This is a genomic window from Pedococcus sp. P2_D7, assembly GCF_056404295.1.
On the sequence record NZ_JBFUEH010000008.1, the window covers coordinates 34,849 to 51,650 of the forward strand.

Consider the following 16,802-nt stretch of genomic DNA (forward strand, 5'->3'; position numbering starts at 1 on the left):
AAACTGGCAGGATGAGCGCCCGTGGAAGGCACTGAGTAGCTTGAAAGGCACGTAGTTTGGAAGGCACCGAGGTCCGCAAGCTGGCCGCGCTCGAGGATGCCCACTGGTGGTACCGCGAGCGGCGCCACCTGTTGGGCCGGATGATCGACGGGCTCCGCCCCGGCACGGCGCTCGACATCGGCGCGGCCGGTGGGGGCAACACGCGCGTGCTGCGCCGGGCCCGTTGGTCGGTCAGCGCCCTCGAGTACGGAGCGGACGGGGCCGAGGTGGCCGCCGAGCGCGGCCTCTGCGTGGTGCGCGGGGACGCCACCGCGCTGCCCGTCGCCGACGACAGCCTCGACCTGGTCGTGGCGTTCGACGTGCTCGAACACATCGTCGACCACGACACCGCCGTGTCGGAGGTGCGCCGGGCCCTGCGTCCCGACGGGATGTTCCTCATCGCCGTGCCGGCCGACCCCAAGCTGTGGTCGGACCACGACGTGGCGGTCGACCACGTGCGCCGCTACACCCGCGCCACGCTGCGTGCGGTGCTGGAGCGCAACGGGTTCGAGATCACGTCGATGACCTCGTGGAACGTGCTGCTGCGTCCCGTCGTCGCGCTGCGGCGACGCAAGGCGAGTGGCTCCGACCTGGAGACCGTGCACCCCATCGTGAACCTGGGGCTGCGCGCGATCGTGACGGTCGAGCGCTACCTGCCGGTGCGGGCTATGCCCGGGGTGACGCTGATGGTGAGGGCTCGTCCGCGGCGGTGACCGGCCCCGTGAGTGAGTCGTAGGCGACGAAGTAGGTCGGGCGGGCCTGCAGCTGCGCGTACATCCGGCCGACGTACTCGCCGAGGATCCCCACACACAGCAGCTGGACCGCACCCACGCCGGCGACCGCCACGACCGTGGACGTCCACCCCGGCAGGGTGTGGCCCAGTGAGGCGGCGACCAGTGCGTAGGCGAGCAGGATCAGCGCCGCGAGGCCGCCGAGCAGGCCCAGCCAGGTGGCGGCGCGCAGGGGAGCGGTGGAGAAGCCGGTCACGCTGTCGAGGGACAGGCGGATCATCTTCGACAGCGGGTACTTCGAGCTGCCGGCCGCGCGCTCGTCGCGCCGGTAGGTGACCGAGCTCGAGGGGAACCCCAGGGCCGGGACCACGAAGCGCAGCACGCGGTGGTGCTCCGGCAGCGAGTTGATGGCGTTGACGGTCGCCCGCGACATCAGCCGGTAGTCGCCGGCGTCGACCTGGGCGTGGGTGCCCGACAACACGCGGATCAGCCGGTAGAAGGCCTTGGCGCTGAGCCGCTTGAAGGCCGAGTCGCTGGAGCGGTCGGAGCGCACGCCGTAGACGACGTCGACCCGCTGGGCGCGCGCCTGGGTGAGCATCTCGGGGATCACCTCGGGCGGGTCCTGCAGGTCGGCGTCGAGGGTGACCACGTAGTCGCCGCGGGCGCTCGCGAGTCCGGCCGAGATCGCGGCCTGGTGACCGGCGTTCGCGCGCAACCGGACGATCCGCAGCTGCGGCCAGTCACGCATGAGGCGCTGTAGGACCGCGGGCGACAGGTCGTCGCTGCCGTCGTCCACGGTGATCACCTCGTAGGCGGCACCGAGCCCGTCCGCCACGGGTCGCAGCCGTGCGGCGAGCAGGGGCAGGACGTCTTCCTCGTTGTACACGGGGATGACGATGCTGAGCTCGGGGGGCATGCCCCAAGGTTACGGGGATCTGCGGTCCCAGCCGGGATCCAGGGCGCGCGTCAGCCCGCGCACAAAGGGTGAGGGCCCCTCGAAGTATGAGTTCGAGGGGCCCTCGGTGGAGATCCTCCCGGCCGCTGGCAGAACCAGCTGCTGGGTGGATCGCCGGGTGCGGAGTCCGGCGCCACCGAGGTGGTGCCCTGTCCGCTGCGGGAAACCGTGCCGCCGAAGCGGCCTGGTCTCCCACGTGCGGGTCCTGTCGTCACCGAGGTGACGGCACTTCCCACGGGGCGGGGGTCGATCACCACCGAAGTGGTTCACGGCTCCCACGAGTGGTGTCGGTTTCCCCACCGAGGTGGGTCTGTTGTCGGCCACGGGGTGCGGGCTGTCCGGTCACCGAAGCGACCTGACGACCCACCAGCGGGCTTCGTCCTCACCGAGGTGACGGCGACCCCCACTGTGTGGTGCAGCTCCTTGGGCCGGCGAACCGCCCCACGATGCTGCCCCGGTCGATCGCCCACGCCCCCCGGCGAACGGGGTGTTGTGGCCACTGCGACGGTGGCGCCCTGGTGTGCTCCGGCGAACCGGTGCACCCCACGACGATGCGATCTGGTCAACGGGCCCGGCGTTCCTCCGCGGCGTCGCCCGCGAACCTGTCCGCCCGAAGGCTTCGAGGACCTCGTCCGAGCGAACCCGGTCGAGGCGGTCGTCCGTTATCCGGTTGACCTGTGCCCCTGTCTCGCGGCCGTCCCGAGTCTCCTCGTTTCGACCCTCCGACCGGAGCGCGTAGGAGATTTCTAACGGCCCGATCCGTTGTGCCGCAATAGGTTTCGCGCACCTTTTTCTGTCCACTGGTTTCCCACACCGTTGTCCACACCCGAGCGTGCGCAACGCACAGGTTGTGCACACCCCTGTGCACAACATCCGTGGACAGCGGGGGCTTGCGCGGCCCGACGGCGATGGTCGCGGGGAGGGGGTTGGCGGCAGGTACGCTGTGGGGCATGTCGTCGTCTGCCTTCACCCTGGTCGCTGCCGCCGAGGAGCACACCCGCGAGCTGCCGATGTCCCCCTATGCCATCGGGGCCATCGCCATGCTCTCGTTCCTCGCCCTCCTGGGCGTGCTGTGGTTCTTCCGAGGCGTGGCGACGAAGATCGCGACCGGCCAGGGAGCCCACGGCACGCACGCCGCGGCCGGCCACCACGACGCCCACGACGCCCACGCCGGCCCGCAGGGCAGTCACCACTGACCATGCGCCTCGGAGTGATGGGCGGGACGTTCGACCCGATCCACCACGGTCACCTCGTGGCCGCCTCCGAAGTCCAGACCCGGTTCGGGCTCGATGAGGTCGTCTTCGTGCCCACCGGTCAGCCGTGGCAGAAGGACGAGCGCGAGGTCAGCCCGGCCGAGCACCGCTACCTGATGACCGTCGTCGCCACCGCCTCCAACCCCCGCTTCACCGTGAGCCGGGTCGACATCGACCGCCCCGGACCCACCTACACGATCGACACCCTGCGCGACCTGCGCACCGAACGGCCCGATGCCGAGCTGTTCTTCATCACCGGCGCCGACGCGCTGGCCCAGATCCTGTCGTGGAAGGACGCCGACGAGCTGTTCGACCTGGCCCACTTCATCGGGGTCACCCGACCGGGCTACGTCCTGTCGGAGTCAGGCCTCCCGGCCGACCGGGTCACCTTGCAGGAGGTGCCCGCGATGGCGATCAGCTCCACCGACTGCCGGGCGCGCGTCGAGCGCGCCGAACCCGTCTGGTACCTCGTGCCGGACGGCGTCGTCCAGTACGTCAACAAATACCGCCTGTATGCCGCCGGCTCACCCGCCGGCGCACCGGCACGAACGTAGGAGAGCAGTGCCCGCCACCGAACGATCCCTTGACCTGGCCATGACGGCCGCCAAAGCAGCAGACGACAAGCTCGCCACCACGGTGGCCGGCATCGACGTCAGCGAGCAGCTCGCCCTGACCGATGTCTTCGTCATCGTCTCGGCGAGCACCGACCGACAGGTCGGCGCCATCGTCGACGAGGTCGAGGACCAGCTCCGCGAGAAGGGCGCCAAGCCGATCCGCCGCGAGGGCGAGCGGGACGGCCGTTGGGTGCTGCTCGACTTCGGCGACATCGTCGTCCACGTCCAGCACGACGAGGAGCGCGAGTTCTACGAGCTCGAGCGGCTCTGGAAGGACTGTCCCGAGATCGACCTCGGCGTGCCCAAGCGCCGGGACGCATGACCGCTGCGCGGCGCGTCCTGCTGGTCCGCCACGGCGAGACCGACCACAACGCCGGCGGCGTCTGGCAGGGACAGCTCGACACCCCCTTGTCCGACCTCGGGGTGGCGCAGGCCCGCGCCGCGGGCCGGGCCATCGCGGCATACCGGCCCACCCGGGTGATCGCCTCCGACCTGGCGCGGGCGGCCGTCACGGCCCAGCACGTGGCCGAGGCGGCCGGGGTGCCGCTGGTCCTCGACCCGCGCTGGCGCGAGATCCACGTCGGGCAGTGGCAGGGGCTGCACACCAGCGAGGTGCGCGCCCGGTATGCCGACCTGCTGGCCGAGATGGACAGTGCCGACATCCGTCGCGGCGTCGACGGCGAGACGTTGGCCGAGGTCGGCGCTCGTGCCGGGGAGTCGCTGCGCGAGGTGCTGGACGGCCTCGGCGACGACGAGTGCGTCGTCGTGGTGGCGCACGGCGTCTCGAGCCGGGCGGCCATCGCCGACCTGCTCGGGCTCGACCAGCACCTGGCCACCCACGCCCTGGCGACGATGGGCAACTGCCACTGGGCCGAGCTCAGGCAGAGCCGCATCGGGTGGCAGCTGACCGCGTGGAACGCCCACGCCTGAGTCCATGGTCGTCGGCCCACCCGCCGATTTGGTGAAACAGGTGGGTCACTGGGTAAACTTCCGCAGTCCCCTCCGGGGGACATCCCCCTCGGGAGATCCGGGGCTGTGGCGCAGTTGGTAGCGCACTTCCATGGCATGGAAGGGGTCAGGGGTTCGAATCCCCTCAGCTCCACAAACGAAAGAAGACCAGACACGCTTTTCCGTCTGGTCTTCTTTCGTTTCTGTCCGTGGGTGGCGCTGGCCGGTCAGAGGGGCGTGGGGGCGGTGATGGTGCGCAGGAGGCTGACCACCTGGTCTTCGAAGTCGGTGGGCCCGCCCTCGGCCTTCGTGGCGAACCGCGTCTCGCCCAGCCGCAGCCGCGACCGGTCCGCGGCGTCGAGCTGGCTGCCCGTGTAGACCAGCAGCGGCAGTGACCGCAGTCGTTCGTCACGGCGCAGCTCTTCGACGACCTGGTAGCCGTCGATGTCGGGCAGTCCCAGGTCGAGCACCAACAGGTCGGGGGGGACCGCGCGGATCATGGCCAGCGCCTGCGCTCCGGTGTGCGCGACGCGGGCGTGGACGCCCTGCTCACTGAAGAAGGCCAGCAGGACCTCACCGAGGGCCTCGTCGTCCTCGACCACGACGACGCTGGTGGTGGACCCTTTCCCGAGGGCGTGGCGGAGCGAGCCCATCAGGGCACCCTGGTCGATGGGTTTGGTCAACCAGGACGAGGCAGCCGGGACGGCGATGTCGTCCGGGGCCAAGGCACTGAGGATGACGATGGGGATGTCGGTGGTCGCAGGGTCGGCGCCGAGGGCGGCGATGGTCTCCCACCCCGACATCCCGGGCATCCGCAGGTCCATCAGGACGACGCTGGGGGTGTGGCGAGCCGCCAGGGACAGCGCTTCGGGGCCACTGTGGGCGCGCAGCGTGCGGTACCCGTGGGCCTCCACCATGGCGGCCAGGACCTCGACCGTGTCCGGGTCGTCGTCGCAGATGAGGATGGCCCCGGTGGGCAGTGTCCCGGTGGTGATGTCCGCACTGGGGGCGGGGACGGGGGGCAGCGTGAACGAGAACGTCGTCCCCTGTCCCGGGCTGCTGGTGGCCCAGATCCGTCCGCCGTGCTGCTCGACGATCGCGCGGCAGATGGGCAGGCCGAGACCGGTGCCGCCCTTGGCGCGGGTGTCGGAGGCGTCCGCCTGGGCGAACCGGTCGAAGACGGACTCCAGCTTGTCGGACGCGATGCCCGCGCCCTGGTCGGTGACGGTGAACAGCACGGCGTCCACGCCATCCGGCTCGGACCGGGCTGGTCCGGCCGACACGGTGACGGTCCCACCCTCCGGGGAGAACTTCACCGCGTTGCTGAGCAGGTTCGTCAGGGTCTGCGCGACCCTGTCGCGGTCGGCGAGAACGACGCTGTCCATCGGCGTCGCCACCAGGGTGACGCCGGCGCCGTCGGCCATCGCGCGCATCTCCTCGATGGCGGCGCCGACCACCTCTGCGGCAGGCAGGTGGACCACGTCCAGCTCGAGCTTTCCCGCAGACATCTTCTCCACGTCGAGGATGTCGTTGATGAGGCGGACCAGGCGCTGCGAGCTGTTCAGGGCCACGTCAGCCATCCGCTGCGCCTTGGGCGGGAGGGTGCCCACGGCTCCGCCGGCCATCAGTCCCAGCGCGCCACGGATCGACGTCAGTGGCGTACGCAGCTCGTGGCTGATGACCGCGACGAACTCGTCCTTCATCCGCTCGACCTCGCGCTGGTCGGTGATGTCCTGCACCGTCCCGACCAGCCGGACCACGGTCCCGGAGTCGTCGCGCACCGCCCGTCCCATCGCGCGGACATCGCGGACCGCACCGTCGGGGCGCACGATGCGGTACTCGGAGTGGACGTCGCCGGGCGTGGCGGCGGCCTGGTCCTGGGCGCGGACGACATCGGCCGCATCGTCGGGGTGGACGCGGGCGGTGAACAGCTCCGCGTGGTTGCCCTTGGTGTCCGGGTCGACGCCGAGGATGCGGTAGAACTCGGCGCTCCACTGGGTCTTCCCGGTCGCCAGCTCCCAGTGCCAGCTGCCGATGTGGGCCAGCTGCTGGGCATCCTGCAGCTCGTCGTTGCTGAAGGCGAGCCGTTCGGCGTTCTCCTCGACGCGGCGCAGCAGGACCTCGTTGCCGACGCCCACCCGGTAGAGGGCCAACGCGAGCACGAGCAGGGCGCCCAGCGTGGCGGCGGCGATGATGGACGTCCAGCGGATGGCGGTCTCCTGCCGCGCGTCGGCGGCCCGGTGCGCGGCGCCGGCCTCGGTGGCGAAGGCGGCGGTCAACGTCGCCTGTCGCTGCGTCAGGTCGTCGAAGGCGGCATCGAACGCAGGGTGCTCCTCGCGGGCGCGAACGGGCGAGACGGTGGCGAGGTCGGTCAGCCGGACCGCCTCGGCGGCGTAGGCCTTCAGGGGGGCGTCGAGGGCGCGCACGCGCTCGGCGACGGCTGGCGTGAGCTTCATCGCGGTGAGGCGGCGCAGGTCGTCCTCGAGCCGGGCGACGTGCGAGCGGGTGCGGACCGCGAGCTGCTCTCCGGTCTCGTTGTTGCCTTCGAAGCCTTCGAGTGACTCCAGCACATCGCTGTGGATGGTCGCGTACATCAGGTCGGCATCCTGCTGGTACTGCTGGGCCGTGAGCAGACGATAGGACATCGCATGCGAGCGCTCCACAGCCGCGAACCCCGTCAGGGCGGTCGTCACCACCAGCAGCGGGAGGACCACTGCGGCGACCGCGGCCATCAGCAGCGCCCTGCGCAACGGCAGCCCGGCCAGCGGGTCACCCGCACTGAACCGGGGGCCCTTCACGACCAGCCCAGCATCTCGGCCAGGGTGGCGGGCAGGAGCATCGGGTTGAACGGTTTGCCCAGCACGCCGACGACGGGCAGCGCGGACAGGTCTGGGTGCCCCTTTCCCTGCGACTTCGCGGTGAGCAGGATGACGGGGATGTGGGCCGTGGCCGGGTTCTGGCTCAGCGCGACCGCAGCGGTGGTGCCGTCCATGCCGGGCATCATCACGTCCATCACGATGGCGTCCGGTCGCTCGCTGACCGCCAGCTCCAGGGCCTCCAGGCCGCTGCTGGCGGTGCGCACCTCCCAGCCGCCCACCGCCTCCAGGCTCATCTGGGCCACCTCGCGGATGTCCTCGTCGTCGTCGACGAGGAGGATCCGGCGGGGGCCTGCCGCGCTCAGGACCGCATCGGCAGGCTCGGCGTCGCTCATCGGGTGCGCTGGTCGCTGGGTGCTTTCGGCCTCATGGGCCCCAGTCTGCCCTCATTCGTCCGGCACCACGCCCCGAAAGCGCCCGCCACCCCGGGGTGAGTCGCGCAGGGGTTCCGTCGTCGCAGGTCAGGGCGTACGTTGACCGGGTCGCCACCCGGTCCGGGACAGCCTCAGAGGGGAATGAACCATGCGTCGTCCGATCACCACCGTCATCACCGCACTGGTCGCAGCAGGGGCCACCTCGGTCGCCCTGGCCCTTCCGGCCGGCGCCATCAACAGCTACAACGCGGCCCCCGCGCCGGAGCGCACCGAGGTGGGCGCCTTCGTCGCACTGTGGGACAACACCGGCGACGGGGTGCCGGACCGGTTCGACTGGGTCTGCAGTGGGGCCATGGTCGACGACGACACCTACCTCACGGCCGCACACTGCACCGACGACTGGCCGGCGGGCACCCGGTTCTTCGTCTCGCTCGAGCAGGACTTCCAGACCCTGATCGACACGCACGACGCCCTGCCGCCCTCCGCACAGGCCGCCCTGTTCCTGGCCAACGGGTGGGTCGTCGAGGGTGACACCCACCAGGACCCCGCCTTTCCCGGCAACTCCGCCGACGCCCACGACATCGGTGTCATCGACTTCGCCGAACGAGCCGTGACTCCCCAGGACGTCTGGGACTTCACCCCGGCGACGTTGCCCACTGCCGGCCAGCTCACCCAGCTGGGCAGCCGGGCCCTGGACGCCGCCGACTGGTGGGCCGTCGGGTACGGCACCGAGGAGGCGGCGCGCGGACCGGGCGGGCAGACCCACCCGGGTGGTGGGGTGCGGATGAAGGGCATGGAGGACTTCAACGCCCTCAACAAGACGTGGGTCCGCTTGGCGATGAACCAGTCCCGCGGCCTCGGCGGGGCGTGCTACGGCGACTCCGGCGGCCCGAACTTCGTCCAGCTCGGCGGCCGGCTGGTGCTGGCGGCCACCACCATCACCGGTGACGTCCCCTGCTACGCCACGAACGTCGCCTACCGGGTCGACACGCCCGGCGCGAGAGCCTTCCTGGCGCCCTACGTCGCTCTGCCCTGAGCCCGCCGGCTGAAGAAGCCGTTCGAGCTCGGGCGCGTCCGCGGCATACGGTCGGTCAGTCCTGCCGTGGCGAGCCGCGGCCTTCGCGGTCGGGGGACGACAGCCCGAGCGCAGCGTCGATCTCGGCCTGGCTCAGCGTGTGTCCGGCCACGGCTGCGGCCGCCATCACCTCGCCGAGCAACGCGATCTCGTCGGCGAGGGCCGTGTCGACCAGCGGCTCGCCGGGATCGGTGGGGACCATGAGCGTGGTCCTCTCCAAAGGCTGGGCAACCGGGACCGAGGTCCCGGGCGACGCGTCCCCGCTCCACGTCTGTGGTTCGGTGTCACCGGCACCTGCGGGGCCACAGGTGGGCCGGGTCGGCTTCGGGTGAGTGGCTTCCCGCCCTCACCCTCGATGGTGTGGTGCCCGGTCGTCACACGCCATAGCCCATCCGTGTCATCTGTCGTCGGCGAGCGGGCCGGTCAGGACGAGCGGGCCGGTCAGGACGAGCGGGCCGGCCAGGACGGGCGGGCAGGCTAGAGCCAGGTGTGGATGCGCACGGTCGTGCCGGTCTTGCCGGAGCGGACCTGGACCAGGTCGCAGAGCTGGTGGGCCATCCACAGCCCGTGGCCGAACTCGTCCGCCGACGCCGGTGGGAGGCGTCCCTCCATCGGGTCGACGATGCGGCCGACTCCGCGCACCTCGCAGACCAGTGCGTGGTGCTCCTCCCAGATGCGGAGCTCGCTGGCCCCGCGACCGTGCCGCACGCTGTTCACGGCCACCTCGTGGACCCCCAGGACGAGGTCGTCGGTCCGCTCGACGTCGACGCCAGCAGACGACGCGTGGGCTCGGACGTCGGCGCGGACCTCCGCGTAGTCGTCGGCGCCGAACGACCGGTGCGAGACCACCACCTGGACCTGGGTCCGCGGCAGCTCGGCCTTGAACATCTGACGAAGATGGTGGACTCCGCCGTAGGTGGTGCTGCCGCGGTGGGTCTCGACGTCGAGCACGACGGGATGGGACCGGTGCGCCTCCGCGAGCACGTCGTCGGGCAACGTGGCGGTGTCGTAGGGGCACATCAGCCACAGGGGAGTGTCCGTGTCGACGGCCAGGTTGAGCAGCGCCTCGTGCATCTGGCACTCGGCGAGCTCGGCGAGCCGACGGCCCTTCCAGATCGGCTCGCCGATGCCGCGCACCGGTTGTCCCGGATGCTGGTCGGTGAAGAGCCGCCAGGCCGGGATGATCCGCGCCGGGTTCGCCCCCAGTCGAGCCATGTCGACGAACCTGACCTGGGCCGCATCGCCGTCCAACGCGTCGCGCAGCAGGTCGAGGCGGCCCGGGGTGACCGCCACCATCACCGGTTGGCCGGCCCCCAGGCCTTCCCGGATGAAGGGCACCGTCCCGGCGAGGAACTGGTCGTCGCCGTCCCAGAAGAACGCCTCGTGGCGGTAACCGTCATGGGTGCGGTGCCGACCGTCCCGGGACCTCGTGGCAGTGCTCCCCGTCCCTGCTGGGGCGGTGCCACCATCGGCTCCCTGGTGCGACGTGGGCGCCCCCCTTCGGAGAAGGTTCACCGCGACAATGCGGTCAAACCGGCGTGCCAGACGTCCTGACCCGAGGCTACGCCTGAAATGCTCATTGGGGACCACCTGACCCCTCGAAATGGTGCAGGTCGTGGACCGGCTCGGCCGGCCGTTGCACTGGCGTCAGGGACCAGTGCTGGGGCGGCGCAGACCGGCCACGCGACAGACCGCGGCCAACCCGTCCGGGGTCCCCCGCCAGTGCCTTTCGAGGGCGCCCATCCCCGAGTGCCGCACCACCGCACGCAGCGCGACCGCGACGATGACGACGTCGTCGGCGTACCCGATCACCGGGATGAAGTCGGGCACCAGGTCGAACGGCATCGCCAGGTAGCCCAACAGGAGCCACAGCCGCACCCGGACCCCGCGAGGCAGAGTGGCGTCGGTGGCGAGTCGGCGGAGGAGGTGGATCACGTCGGGCAGGAGCCGCAACGCGTCTCGGAGGCCGAGCTCGTCCGGACGGCCGGCCCACAGGGCGACCAGCAGCACGGCCCACAGCAGGAGGACACCGCCCCCGAGGCCCACCGCCATCGACCACCACGACCAGTCCATGCGCGCCATCCTCGCATCGAGGGCAGGGACGGTCCCGGGGTGCTGGTGGCCGTGCGCCTCGGCGAGGGGTCGTCGTGCGACGATGCTCCGATGAGCGTGGGGTTCGACTACGACAACACCAGCGCCAGGCCACCGGGGGCGTTCATGACTGCTCTGTCGAGGCTGCTGCCCGGCGTCGGCGCGGTCCGTGCGCAGACCGAGTCGTATGCCGCCGCCTGGCGCCGCGCCAACGACGCGGCGCTCGGGGCTGACGGCCCGTTGTGGGTGGCGATCGGCGACTCGATGACGCAGGGGATCGGCGCCTCCGCGCCCGAGCACGGCTGGGTCGGCCAGCTCGGCGGGCACCTCGCGGCGTCGGGGCGCGCGCACCGGGTCGTCAACCTGGCAGTCACCGGTGCGCGGGTGCAGGATGCCGTCGACCACCAGCTGCCGGCGCTGCGCGACCTGGTCGCGCTGGGTCAGGTGCCCGACCTGGTGACGGTCGTCATCGGGTCGAACGACGTCGTCTCGCCGAGGCTGCGGGCCGGGCTCACCGTCCGGTTCACCGAGCTGCTCGACGGCCTCCCGGCGGGAGCCGTGGTCGCGAACCTGCCCAACCCGCACCGCGAGGCGCGCCGGGTCGAGGGCCTCCTGCGACAGCGCGAGCGCGACGGTCGCCTCGTCGTCGCGGACATGCGGGCCCACGGCCCGCGCAGCTGGCGGGGCAAGCTGGCCGCCGACAGGTTCCACCCCAACGACGCCGGGTATGCCGCGATGGCGCACGTCTTCGACCTCGCCCTCGGGCTCGGGGTCACGTCGTGACTGCGGGAGCCTCGGCGGGCCCCGGGGTCGACGTCGAGGCCTACCTCGCCAGGGTGGGCGCGCAGGTGGAGTCGCCCGACCTGGCCGGGCTGCAGCGCCTCCACGAGGCGCACGTCCGCACCTTCACGTTCGACAACATCGACGTCCTGCTCGAACAGCACCCGGGCGTCGAGCTGGCCGACGTGCAGGCCAAGTTCGTGGGCCGTGGTCGCGGCGGCTACTGCTTCGAGCACGCCACCCTCTTCGCCGCGGTGCTCGACGCGCTGGGCTACGACGTGGTGCGCATGCTCGCCCGGGTCGGTGACGTGACGGCGTCAGCCCGCACGCACTGCGTGGTGGCGGTGCGGCTCGACGGCACCCGGTGGCTGTCCGACCCGGGGTTCGGGCTCAGCCTGATGCACCCGATCCGGCTCGAGGACGGCGCGGTGGAGGACCACGGCGGGTGGGCCTACCGCATGGTCCGGGGCGACCGTGGTGACCGGGGTGCCAGCGGCGCCACCTGGGAGCTGCAGCGCCAGCGGGACGGCGCGTGGGAGCTGATGCACACCACCGACGAGCTGCCCGTGCAGCAGGTGGACGTGCGGTCCGGCCACCACTTCACCAGCACCTACCCGGCGTCGCACTTCCGTCACGGCCTGATGGTGACGCGCCACCTGCCCGACCGGCACGTGGCGGTCACCCACGAGACCGTGACCGTGCGGCGACCCGGCGAACCCACCGAGCACCGTGAGCTGGCCGAGGGTGAGCTGGAGTCACTCCTGGGCGAGCTCCGGGTCGGCCTGACCGGCGACGAGACCGAACGCCTGCTCGCCGTCGTGGGGCAGCTGCGCTCCGGCCGGGAAGCTCAGTCGCCGTAGGTGTCGCGGACCGTGGAGTCCCAGCGCCAGTGCGGGGCGCGGTTGGCCTCGGTGCGGTGGGTGGCGGTGAGGAAGTCGTGCCAGCCGTCGCCGGTGCGGCTGGCGCCGGGGAAGAGCCGGTTGAGCACCCGGCCACAGATGTCGTCGTCGATGCTGAAGTCGAGACCGTGGGCGGTCAGCACGTCCCAGGCGTGGGCGGCGCCCTCGACGATGCCCATGGCCGCGAAGCCTGACGCGTCGGAGTTGCCTGCGGGGTGATAGCCGAGGTGCCCCGGGGGAGCCGTGGTGGTGACGGCGACGAGCAGCCCGCCGGCCGCGTCGACGCAGCGGACGATCGCGGCCGTGCCCCCGGCCGGGTCGGGCCAGACCAGGTTCGGCGGGGTGGTGGGCTGCCACTGCGGCGGGTCGACGAACGGGATGTAGCCGTCGAGGTGGACCTCGCGGCTCGACAGGTTGAGCGCATAGGCGGCGAAGTCGTCGACCAGGTGGGCGGCGGTGTCGCGGCAGTCCCACTCGAGGCCGTGGGCCGGGCGGGCCCAGCCGTCGTCGGGCACCTGCGCGAAGCCGATCATGATGGCGTCGACCACGGTGCGCAGGTCGTGGGGGGTGGAGACAGGTGCGCTCATGGCGTCGAGACTAGGCGGCCCGGCAGACATCGCACGGAATATACCCCTAGGGGGTAAGGTTGGTCCTGGCATGAGCGAACACCAGCACAGCCACGCGACGACGGACTCCCTGTGGCGCCAGGCGGTCAGCGCCACCCTCCACTGCCTCACGGGGTGCGCCATCGGCGAGGTGCTCGGCATGGTCGTCGGCTCGGCGCTGGGCTGGGGCAACGTCGCCACGGTCCTCCTGTCGGTGGCGCTCGCCTTCGTCTTCGGCTACTCCCTGACGATGCGGCCCGTCCTGCGGGCCGGGCTGCCCCTGGCCGCCGCCCTCGGCGTGGCGTTCGCGTCCGACACCGTGTCTATCTCGGTGATGGAGGTGGTCGACAACGCGTTCGTGGTGGCCATCCCGGGTGCGATGGAGGCCGGGCTCGCGAGCGGGCTGTTCTGGGGCACCCTGGCGGCGTCGCTGGCGATCGCGTTCGTCGTGACGGTGCCGGTGAACCGCTGGCTGATCTCCCGTGGCCGAGGTCACGCCGTGATGCACGAGTACCACCACTGACCTTCTGCCACGCTGGGCGCGTGTCCGACGCCGCCCTGACCAGCTTGGCCGCGGTCGCCCTGGTCGCCCCACTGAACTGGTGGTCCGTCGCCGTCGGCGGTCGGCGCCGCGAGTGGGTCTCGAAGCCGCTCGTGCTGGCCCTGCTGGTGGTCACCGCCTGGGTGGGCGGAGCGCCCGACTCCGCAGCCGGTGGGTGGCTGCTCGTGGCGCTCGGCCTCAGCCTGGCCGGTGACGTCGCGCTCCTCGCGGACAGCCAGACCAGGTTCGTGGTCGGCCTGGCCAGCTTCCTGCTGGCCCACCTCGCGTTCGTCGTCGCCTTCGCCCACCTCGGTATGCCGCGTGTCTCCCTCGCGCTCGTCGGGCTCGCCCTCGTCGCGGGGCTGGCGGCCGTCGTGGGGCGCCGCGTCGTGCCCGCGGCCTGGCGCGAGGGTGGGCCGGCGCTGGGAGGTGCCGTCACGGCATACATGGGGGTCATCGGGGTGATGGTGGTGGCGGCCTGGGCGACCGGGCACCTGCTCGTCGCCCTGGGTGCGTCGGTCTTCATGGTGAGCGACGCGATCCTCGCGTTGGACCGGTTCGTGCAGGGACGACGATTCGGCGCGCTCGCGGTGATGGTGACCTACCACCTCGCCCAGGCGCTGCTCGTGGTCGGTGTCCTGACGGCGGCGAGCACCTGACCTGAGGGTGCGAGGGGGTGGGACGGCGGGCGCGGTCGGTCGGTGACACAGTGGTCACACACCCCCTGACCTGCACCGGAGGACTGAACGCTCGTGAGCACAGTGGACGCCGTCGTCATCGGCGCAGGCCCCAACGGGCTGGTGGCGGCCAATGCCCTCGCCGACGCCGGCTGGGAGGTCGTGCTGGTCGAGGGCAACGCCGAGGTCGGCGGCGCGGTGCGCAGCGCCGAGGTGACGGCGCCCGGCTACGTCTCCGACCTGTTCAGCGCGTTCTACCCGTTGGCCGCAGCGAGCCCGATCATCCGCGACCTCCACCTCGAGGACCACGGCCTGGTCTGGCGGCGGGCGCCGCACGTCCTCGCCCATGCCCTCGACGACGGCAGCGCCGCCCTGCTCTGCTCGCGGGCGGAGGACACGGCGGCGCGGCTCGAGGCCGAGGCGGCAGGCGACGGCGACGCGTGGCTGGAGCTGGTCCGTGGCTGGGACCGCATCCGCGACCCCCTGCTCGACGCGTTGTTCACCCCCTTCCCGCCGGTCGCGTCCGCGACCCGCATGGTGCGGCGGCTCGGCGCGGCCGACACCCTCGACTTCGCCCGGCTGGCCGTGACGCCGGTGCGCAGGCTGGGTGCCGAGCGGTTCAAGGGACAGGGCGCGGGGCTCCTGCTCACTGGCAACGCGCTGCACAGCGACCTCCCGCCCGACGCGGCCGGCAGCGGGATGTTCGGGTGGCTGCTGTGCATGCTGGGCCAGGACGTCGGCTTCCCGGTGCCGGAGGGTGGGGCCGGCGAGCTGGCGCAGGCGCTGCGCCGACGGGCCGAGAGCCGCGGAGTGCGGGTGCTGACCGGGTCGCCCGTGACGGCGGTGACCACGGGCGGCGGACGCGCCACGGGCGTTCGGCTGGCCGACGGCACCCTGCTGCGGGCCACCCGGGGGGTCCTCGCGGACGTGCCGGCCACGACGCTCTACCGCGACCTGCTCGCCGACCACCCGCTCCCGGCTCGCCTGGCGCGGGACCTCGACCGCTTCCAGTGGGACCACGCGACGGTGAAGGTGAACTGGGCCCTCGACCGACCCGTGCCGTGGACGGCAGACGCGGCCCGCGGTGCCGGGACGGTGCACCTGGGGGTCGACCAGGACGGCTTCGTCGACTTCGCCGCCGACCTGTCCGTGGGGCGCACGCCGGAGCGGCCCTTCCTCCTGTTCGGGCAGATGACGACCTCCGACCCGACGCGGTCGCCGGAGGGCACCGAGTCGGCCTGGGCCTACACGCACGTGCCGCAGGGTCCCGACTGGTCGGGGGAGCGGCTCGCCGACCACGTCGAGCGGATCGAGGCCGCGGTCGAACGGGTGGCTCCCGGGTTCCGGGGCAGCCAGGTCGCCCGTCACGTGCAGGCGCCGGGTGACCTCGAGTCGGAGGACCCCAACCTGGTCGGCGGCGCCATCAACGCCGGCACCGCTGGTCTGCACCAGCAGCTGGTGTTCCGGCCCACGCCGGGTCTGGGACGACCCGAGACACCGGTGCCGGGTCTCTACCTCGCCGGTGCCTCGGCGCACCCGGGGGGCGGGGTGCACGGAGCGTGCGGGTGGAACGCCGCCCGCGCGGCCCTGGGCGCGAACGGCCGCCTCGCCGGCGGGGTCCGCCGAGCGCTCGCCCGCACCGCGTGGGACCGGCTCCTCCGGGACTGAGCGCTGGGCCTCGGCGCGTCAGCCGGCGGACGCGCGCTCGCGGTGGCGCCCCTCGGCGAGGTAGGCGAGGCGACGCAGCGCCTCGACGTTCCGCGGCCCGATGGCGAGCTGGCGCAGTGGTCGTGGCACGAGGGTGCCGGGACCCGTCACCGCGTCCTCGGTCATCGCGACCGTGCACGACTCGCCGCCCGCGGGGGTGACCGTGATGATGACCTTCGCCTCGCCGGCCGGCCAGCCCTTCGCGCGCAGCACGAGCTCGGTGGGGGCAGTGCTGCTGATGACGTGGGTCGTGTCGCTGACCACCGCGGGCCACACCCCGAACGAGTGGTGGATCCGGGTGCCCGCCGCGGGCCACCCCTCGTCGACGCCGCGCACGCGCGAGGCCCCGACGACCCAGGTGGCGTAGAACCAGCCGTCGGCCAGGACGTCCCAGACCGCCTGGGTCGGCGCGTCGACCCTGCGCGTGATCGTGACGACGCTGGTGTCCGGCTCGTCCATGACCGCTCCTCTTCCGCGTGTGGTTGTGCTGCTGCTGCTGCTGCTGCGCTCGCGAGCCGTGCTCTCCATGGCTCTGCCCCTGACGGAGGTTTCCCAAACCTCACCGGGCGCGGCGGGTCAGCCGTCCGGGCGCGCAGGCGGCGAGTGGCGAAGGCACCGTGCCCTCGCCACTCGCCGT

19 protein-coding genes and 1 tRNA gene are annotated in these 16,802 nt (G+C 72.2%); 12 read left to right on the top strand and 8 right to left on the bottom strand.

Translation table 11 applies throughout. The features are described 5' to 3' along the window. Window positions 1–56: 56 nt before the first annotated feature. A complete protein-coding gene (locus tag AC1DWJ_RS17845; protein WP_477621538.1) occupies window positions 57–752 on the top strand; it encodes a class I SAM-dependent methyltransferase in 696 nt (231 codons plus the stop codon). On the opposite strand, the gene AC1DWJ_RS17850 is transcribed toward AC1DWJ_RS17845, so the two are convergent. Then, a complete protein-coding gene (locus tag AC1DWJ_RS17850) occupies window positions 706–1,686 on the bottom strand; it encodes a glycosyltransferase family 2 protein (protein ID WP_457253212.1) in 981 nt (326 codons plus the stop codon). The genes AC1DWJ_RS17845 and AC1DWJ_RS17850 overlap by 47 nt on opposite strands. Window positions 1,687–2,675: 989 nt before the next feature. Here AC1DWJ_RS17850 and AC1DWJ_RS17855 point away from each other — a divergent pair. The 5 genes from AC1DWJ_RS17855 (at window position 2,676) to AC1DWJ_RS17875 (ending at window position 4,694) form a co-directional block, all read left to right on the top strand. Next, window positions 2,676–2,921, top strand: coding sequence for a hypothetical protein (locus AC1DWJ_RS17855; protein WP_477621539.1), 246 nt, complete (start codon window positions 2,676–2,678; stop codon window positions 2,919–2,921). 2 nt (window positions 2,922–2,923) lie between these two features. Further along, window positions 2,924–3,532 (top strand): nicotinate-nucleotide adenylyltransferase, encoded by a 609-nt coding sequence (gene nadD / locus AC1DWJ_RS17860; RefSeq protein ID WP_457253209.1) that lies wholly within the window; start codon window positions 2,924–2,926, stop codon window positions 3,530–3,532. 7 nt (window positions 3,533–3,539) lie between these two features. Next, entirely contained in the window at window positions 3,540–3,914 is a 375-nt protein-coding gene (gene rsfS, locus AC1DWJ_RS17865) for a ribosome silencing factor (protein WP_082592622.1), read from the top strand. Further along, a complete protein-coding gene (locus AC1DWJ_RS17870; protein ID WP_477621540.1) occupies window positions 3,911–4,522 on the top strand; it encodes a histidine phosphatase family protein in 612 nt (203 codons plus the stop codon). Before rsfS ends, AC1DWJ_RS17870 begins: the two co-directional genes overlap by 4 nt. Before the next feature lie 99 nt (window positions 4,523–4,621). Further along, window positions 4,622–4,694, top strand: a tRNA-Ala gene (locus tag AC1DWJ_RS17875). A 73-nt stretch (window positions 4,695–4,767) separates the two neighbouring features. On the opposite strand, the gene AC1DWJ_RS17880 is transcribed toward AC1DWJ_RS17875, so the two are convergent. Further along, a complete protein-coding gene (locus AC1DWJ_RS17880) occupies window positions 4,768–7,338 on the bottom strand; it encodes a hybrid sensor histidine kinase/response regulator (protein WP_477621541.1) in 2,571 nt (856 codons plus the stop codon). Continuing rightward, window positions 7,335–7,751, bottom strand: coding sequence for a response regulator (locus AC1DWJ_RS17885; protein ID WP_457253204.1), 417 nt, complete (start codon window positions 7,749–7,751; stop codon window positions 7,335–7,337). Before AC1DWJ_RS17885 ends, AC1DWJ_RS17880 begins: the two co-directional genes overlap by 4 nt. Window positions 7,752–7,938: 187 nt before the next feature. On the opposite strand from AC1DWJ_RS17885, the gene AC1DWJ_RS17890 reads away from it, so the two are divergent. After that, on the top strand, window positions 7,939–8,826 hold the full coding sequence (locus tag AC1DWJ_RS17890) for a trypsin-like serine protease (protein ID WP_477621542.1): 888 nt from the start codon (window positions 7,939–7,941) through the stop codon (window positions 8,824–8,826). Between the two features lie 55 nt (window positions 8,827–8,881). On the opposite strand, the gene AC1DWJ_RS17895 is transcribed toward AC1DWJ_RS17890, so the two are convergent. The 3 genes from AC1DWJ_RS17895 to AC1DWJ_RS17905 all read right to left on the bottom strand — a co-directional run bounded on the left by AC1DWJ_RS17895 (window position 8,882) and on the right by AC1DWJ_RS17905 (window position 10,938). Next, window positions 8,882–9,067 carry a hypothetical protein gene (locus tag AC1DWJ_RS17895; protein ID WP_457253202.1) on the bottom strand — a complete coding sequence of 62 codons (186 nt, stop codon included), beginning with the start codon at window positions 9,065–9,067 and terminating at the stop codon, window positions 8,882–8,884. A 275-nt stretch (window positions 9,068–9,342) separates the two neighbouring features. Next, window positions 9,343–10,380, bottom strand: a complete 1,038-nt coding sequence (locus AC1DWJ_RS17900) for an anti-sigma factor RsbA family regulatory protein (RefSeq protein WP_477621543.1) — start codon at window positions 10,378–10,380, stop codon at window positions 9,343–9,345. A 132-nt stretch (window positions 10,381–10,512) separates the two neighbouring features. After that, window positions 10,513–10,938 carry a YkvA family protein gene (locus tag AC1DWJ_RS17905; RefSeq protein WP_457253200.1) on the bottom strand — a complete coding sequence of 142 codons (426 nt, stop codon included), beginning with the start codon at window positions 10,936–10,938 and terminating at the stop codon, window positions 10,513–10,515. Window positions 10,939–11,028: 90 nt separating this feature from the next. Between AC1DWJ_RS17905 and AC1DWJ_RS17910 the strand changes: the two genes are divergently transcribed. Then, entirely contained in the window at window positions 11,029–11,739 is a 711-nt protein-coding gene (locus tag AC1DWJ_RS17910; protein WP_477621544.1) for an SGNH/GDSL hydrolase family protein, read from the top strand. After that, window positions 11,736–12,596 carry an arylamine N-acetyltransferase family protein gene (locus tag AC1DWJ_RS17915; RefSeq protein ID WP_477621545.1) on the top strand — a complete coding sequence of 287 codons (861 nt, stop codon included), beginning with the start codon at window positions 11,736–11,738 and terminating at the stop codon, window positions 12,594–12,596. Before AC1DWJ_RS17910 ends, AC1DWJ_RS17915 begins: the two co-directional genes overlap by 4 nt. Here the strand turns inward: AC1DWJ_RS17915 and AC1DWJ_RS17920 are convergent. Further along, entirely contained in the window at window positions 12,584–13,222 is a 639-nt protein-coding gene (locus tag AC1DWJ_RS17920; protein ID WP_477621546.1) for a DinB family protein, read from the bottom strand. The genes AC1DWJ_RS17915 and AC1DWJ_RS17920 overlap by 13 nt on opposite strands. 70 nt (window positions 13,223–13,292) lie before the next feature. Here AC1DWJ_RS17920 and AC1DWJ_RS17925 point away from each other — a divergent pair, with 70 nt between their 5' ends. The 3 genes from AC1DWJ_RS17925 to AC1DWJ_RS17935 all read left to right on the top strand — a co-directional run bounded on the left by AC1DWJ_RS17925 (window position 13,293) and on the right by AC1DWJ_RS17935 (window position 16,126). Beyond that, window positions 13,293–13,763 carry a DUF4396 domain-containing protein gene (locus AC1DWJ_RS17925; protein ID WP_477621547.1) on the top strand — a complete coding sequence of 157 codons (471 nt, stop codon included), beginning with the start codon at window positions 13,293–13,295 and terminating at the stop codon, window positions 13,761–13,763. 20 nt (window positions 13,764–13,783) lie between these two features. Further along, complete coding sequence (locus AC1DWJ_RS17930) at window positions 13,784–14,440, top strand: lysoplasmalogenase (protein WP_477621548.1); 657 nt, start codon at window positions 13,784–13,786, stop codon at window positions 14,438–14,440. 93 nt (window positions 14,441–14,533) lie between these two features. After that, the gene (locus AC1DWJ_RS17935) at window positions 14,534–16,126 is read left to right on the top strand and encodes a phytoene desaturase family protein (protein WP_477621549.1); all 1,593 of its coding nucleotides are present in this window, start codon (window positions 14,534–14,536) and stop codon (window positions 16,124–16,126) included. An 18-nt stretch (window positions 16,127–16,144) separates the two neighbouring features. On the opposite strand, the gene AC1DWJ_RS17940 is transcribed toward AC1DWJ_RS17935, so the two are convergent. Continuing rightward, the gene (locus AC1DWJ_RS17940) at window positions 16,145–16,624 is read right to left on the bottom strand and encodes an SRPBCC family protein (RefSeq protein ID WP_457253192.1); all 480 of its coding nucleotides are present in this window, start codon (window positions 16,622–16,624) and stop codon (window positions 16,145–16,147) included. Window positions 16,625–16,802 lie beyond the last annotated feature (178 nt).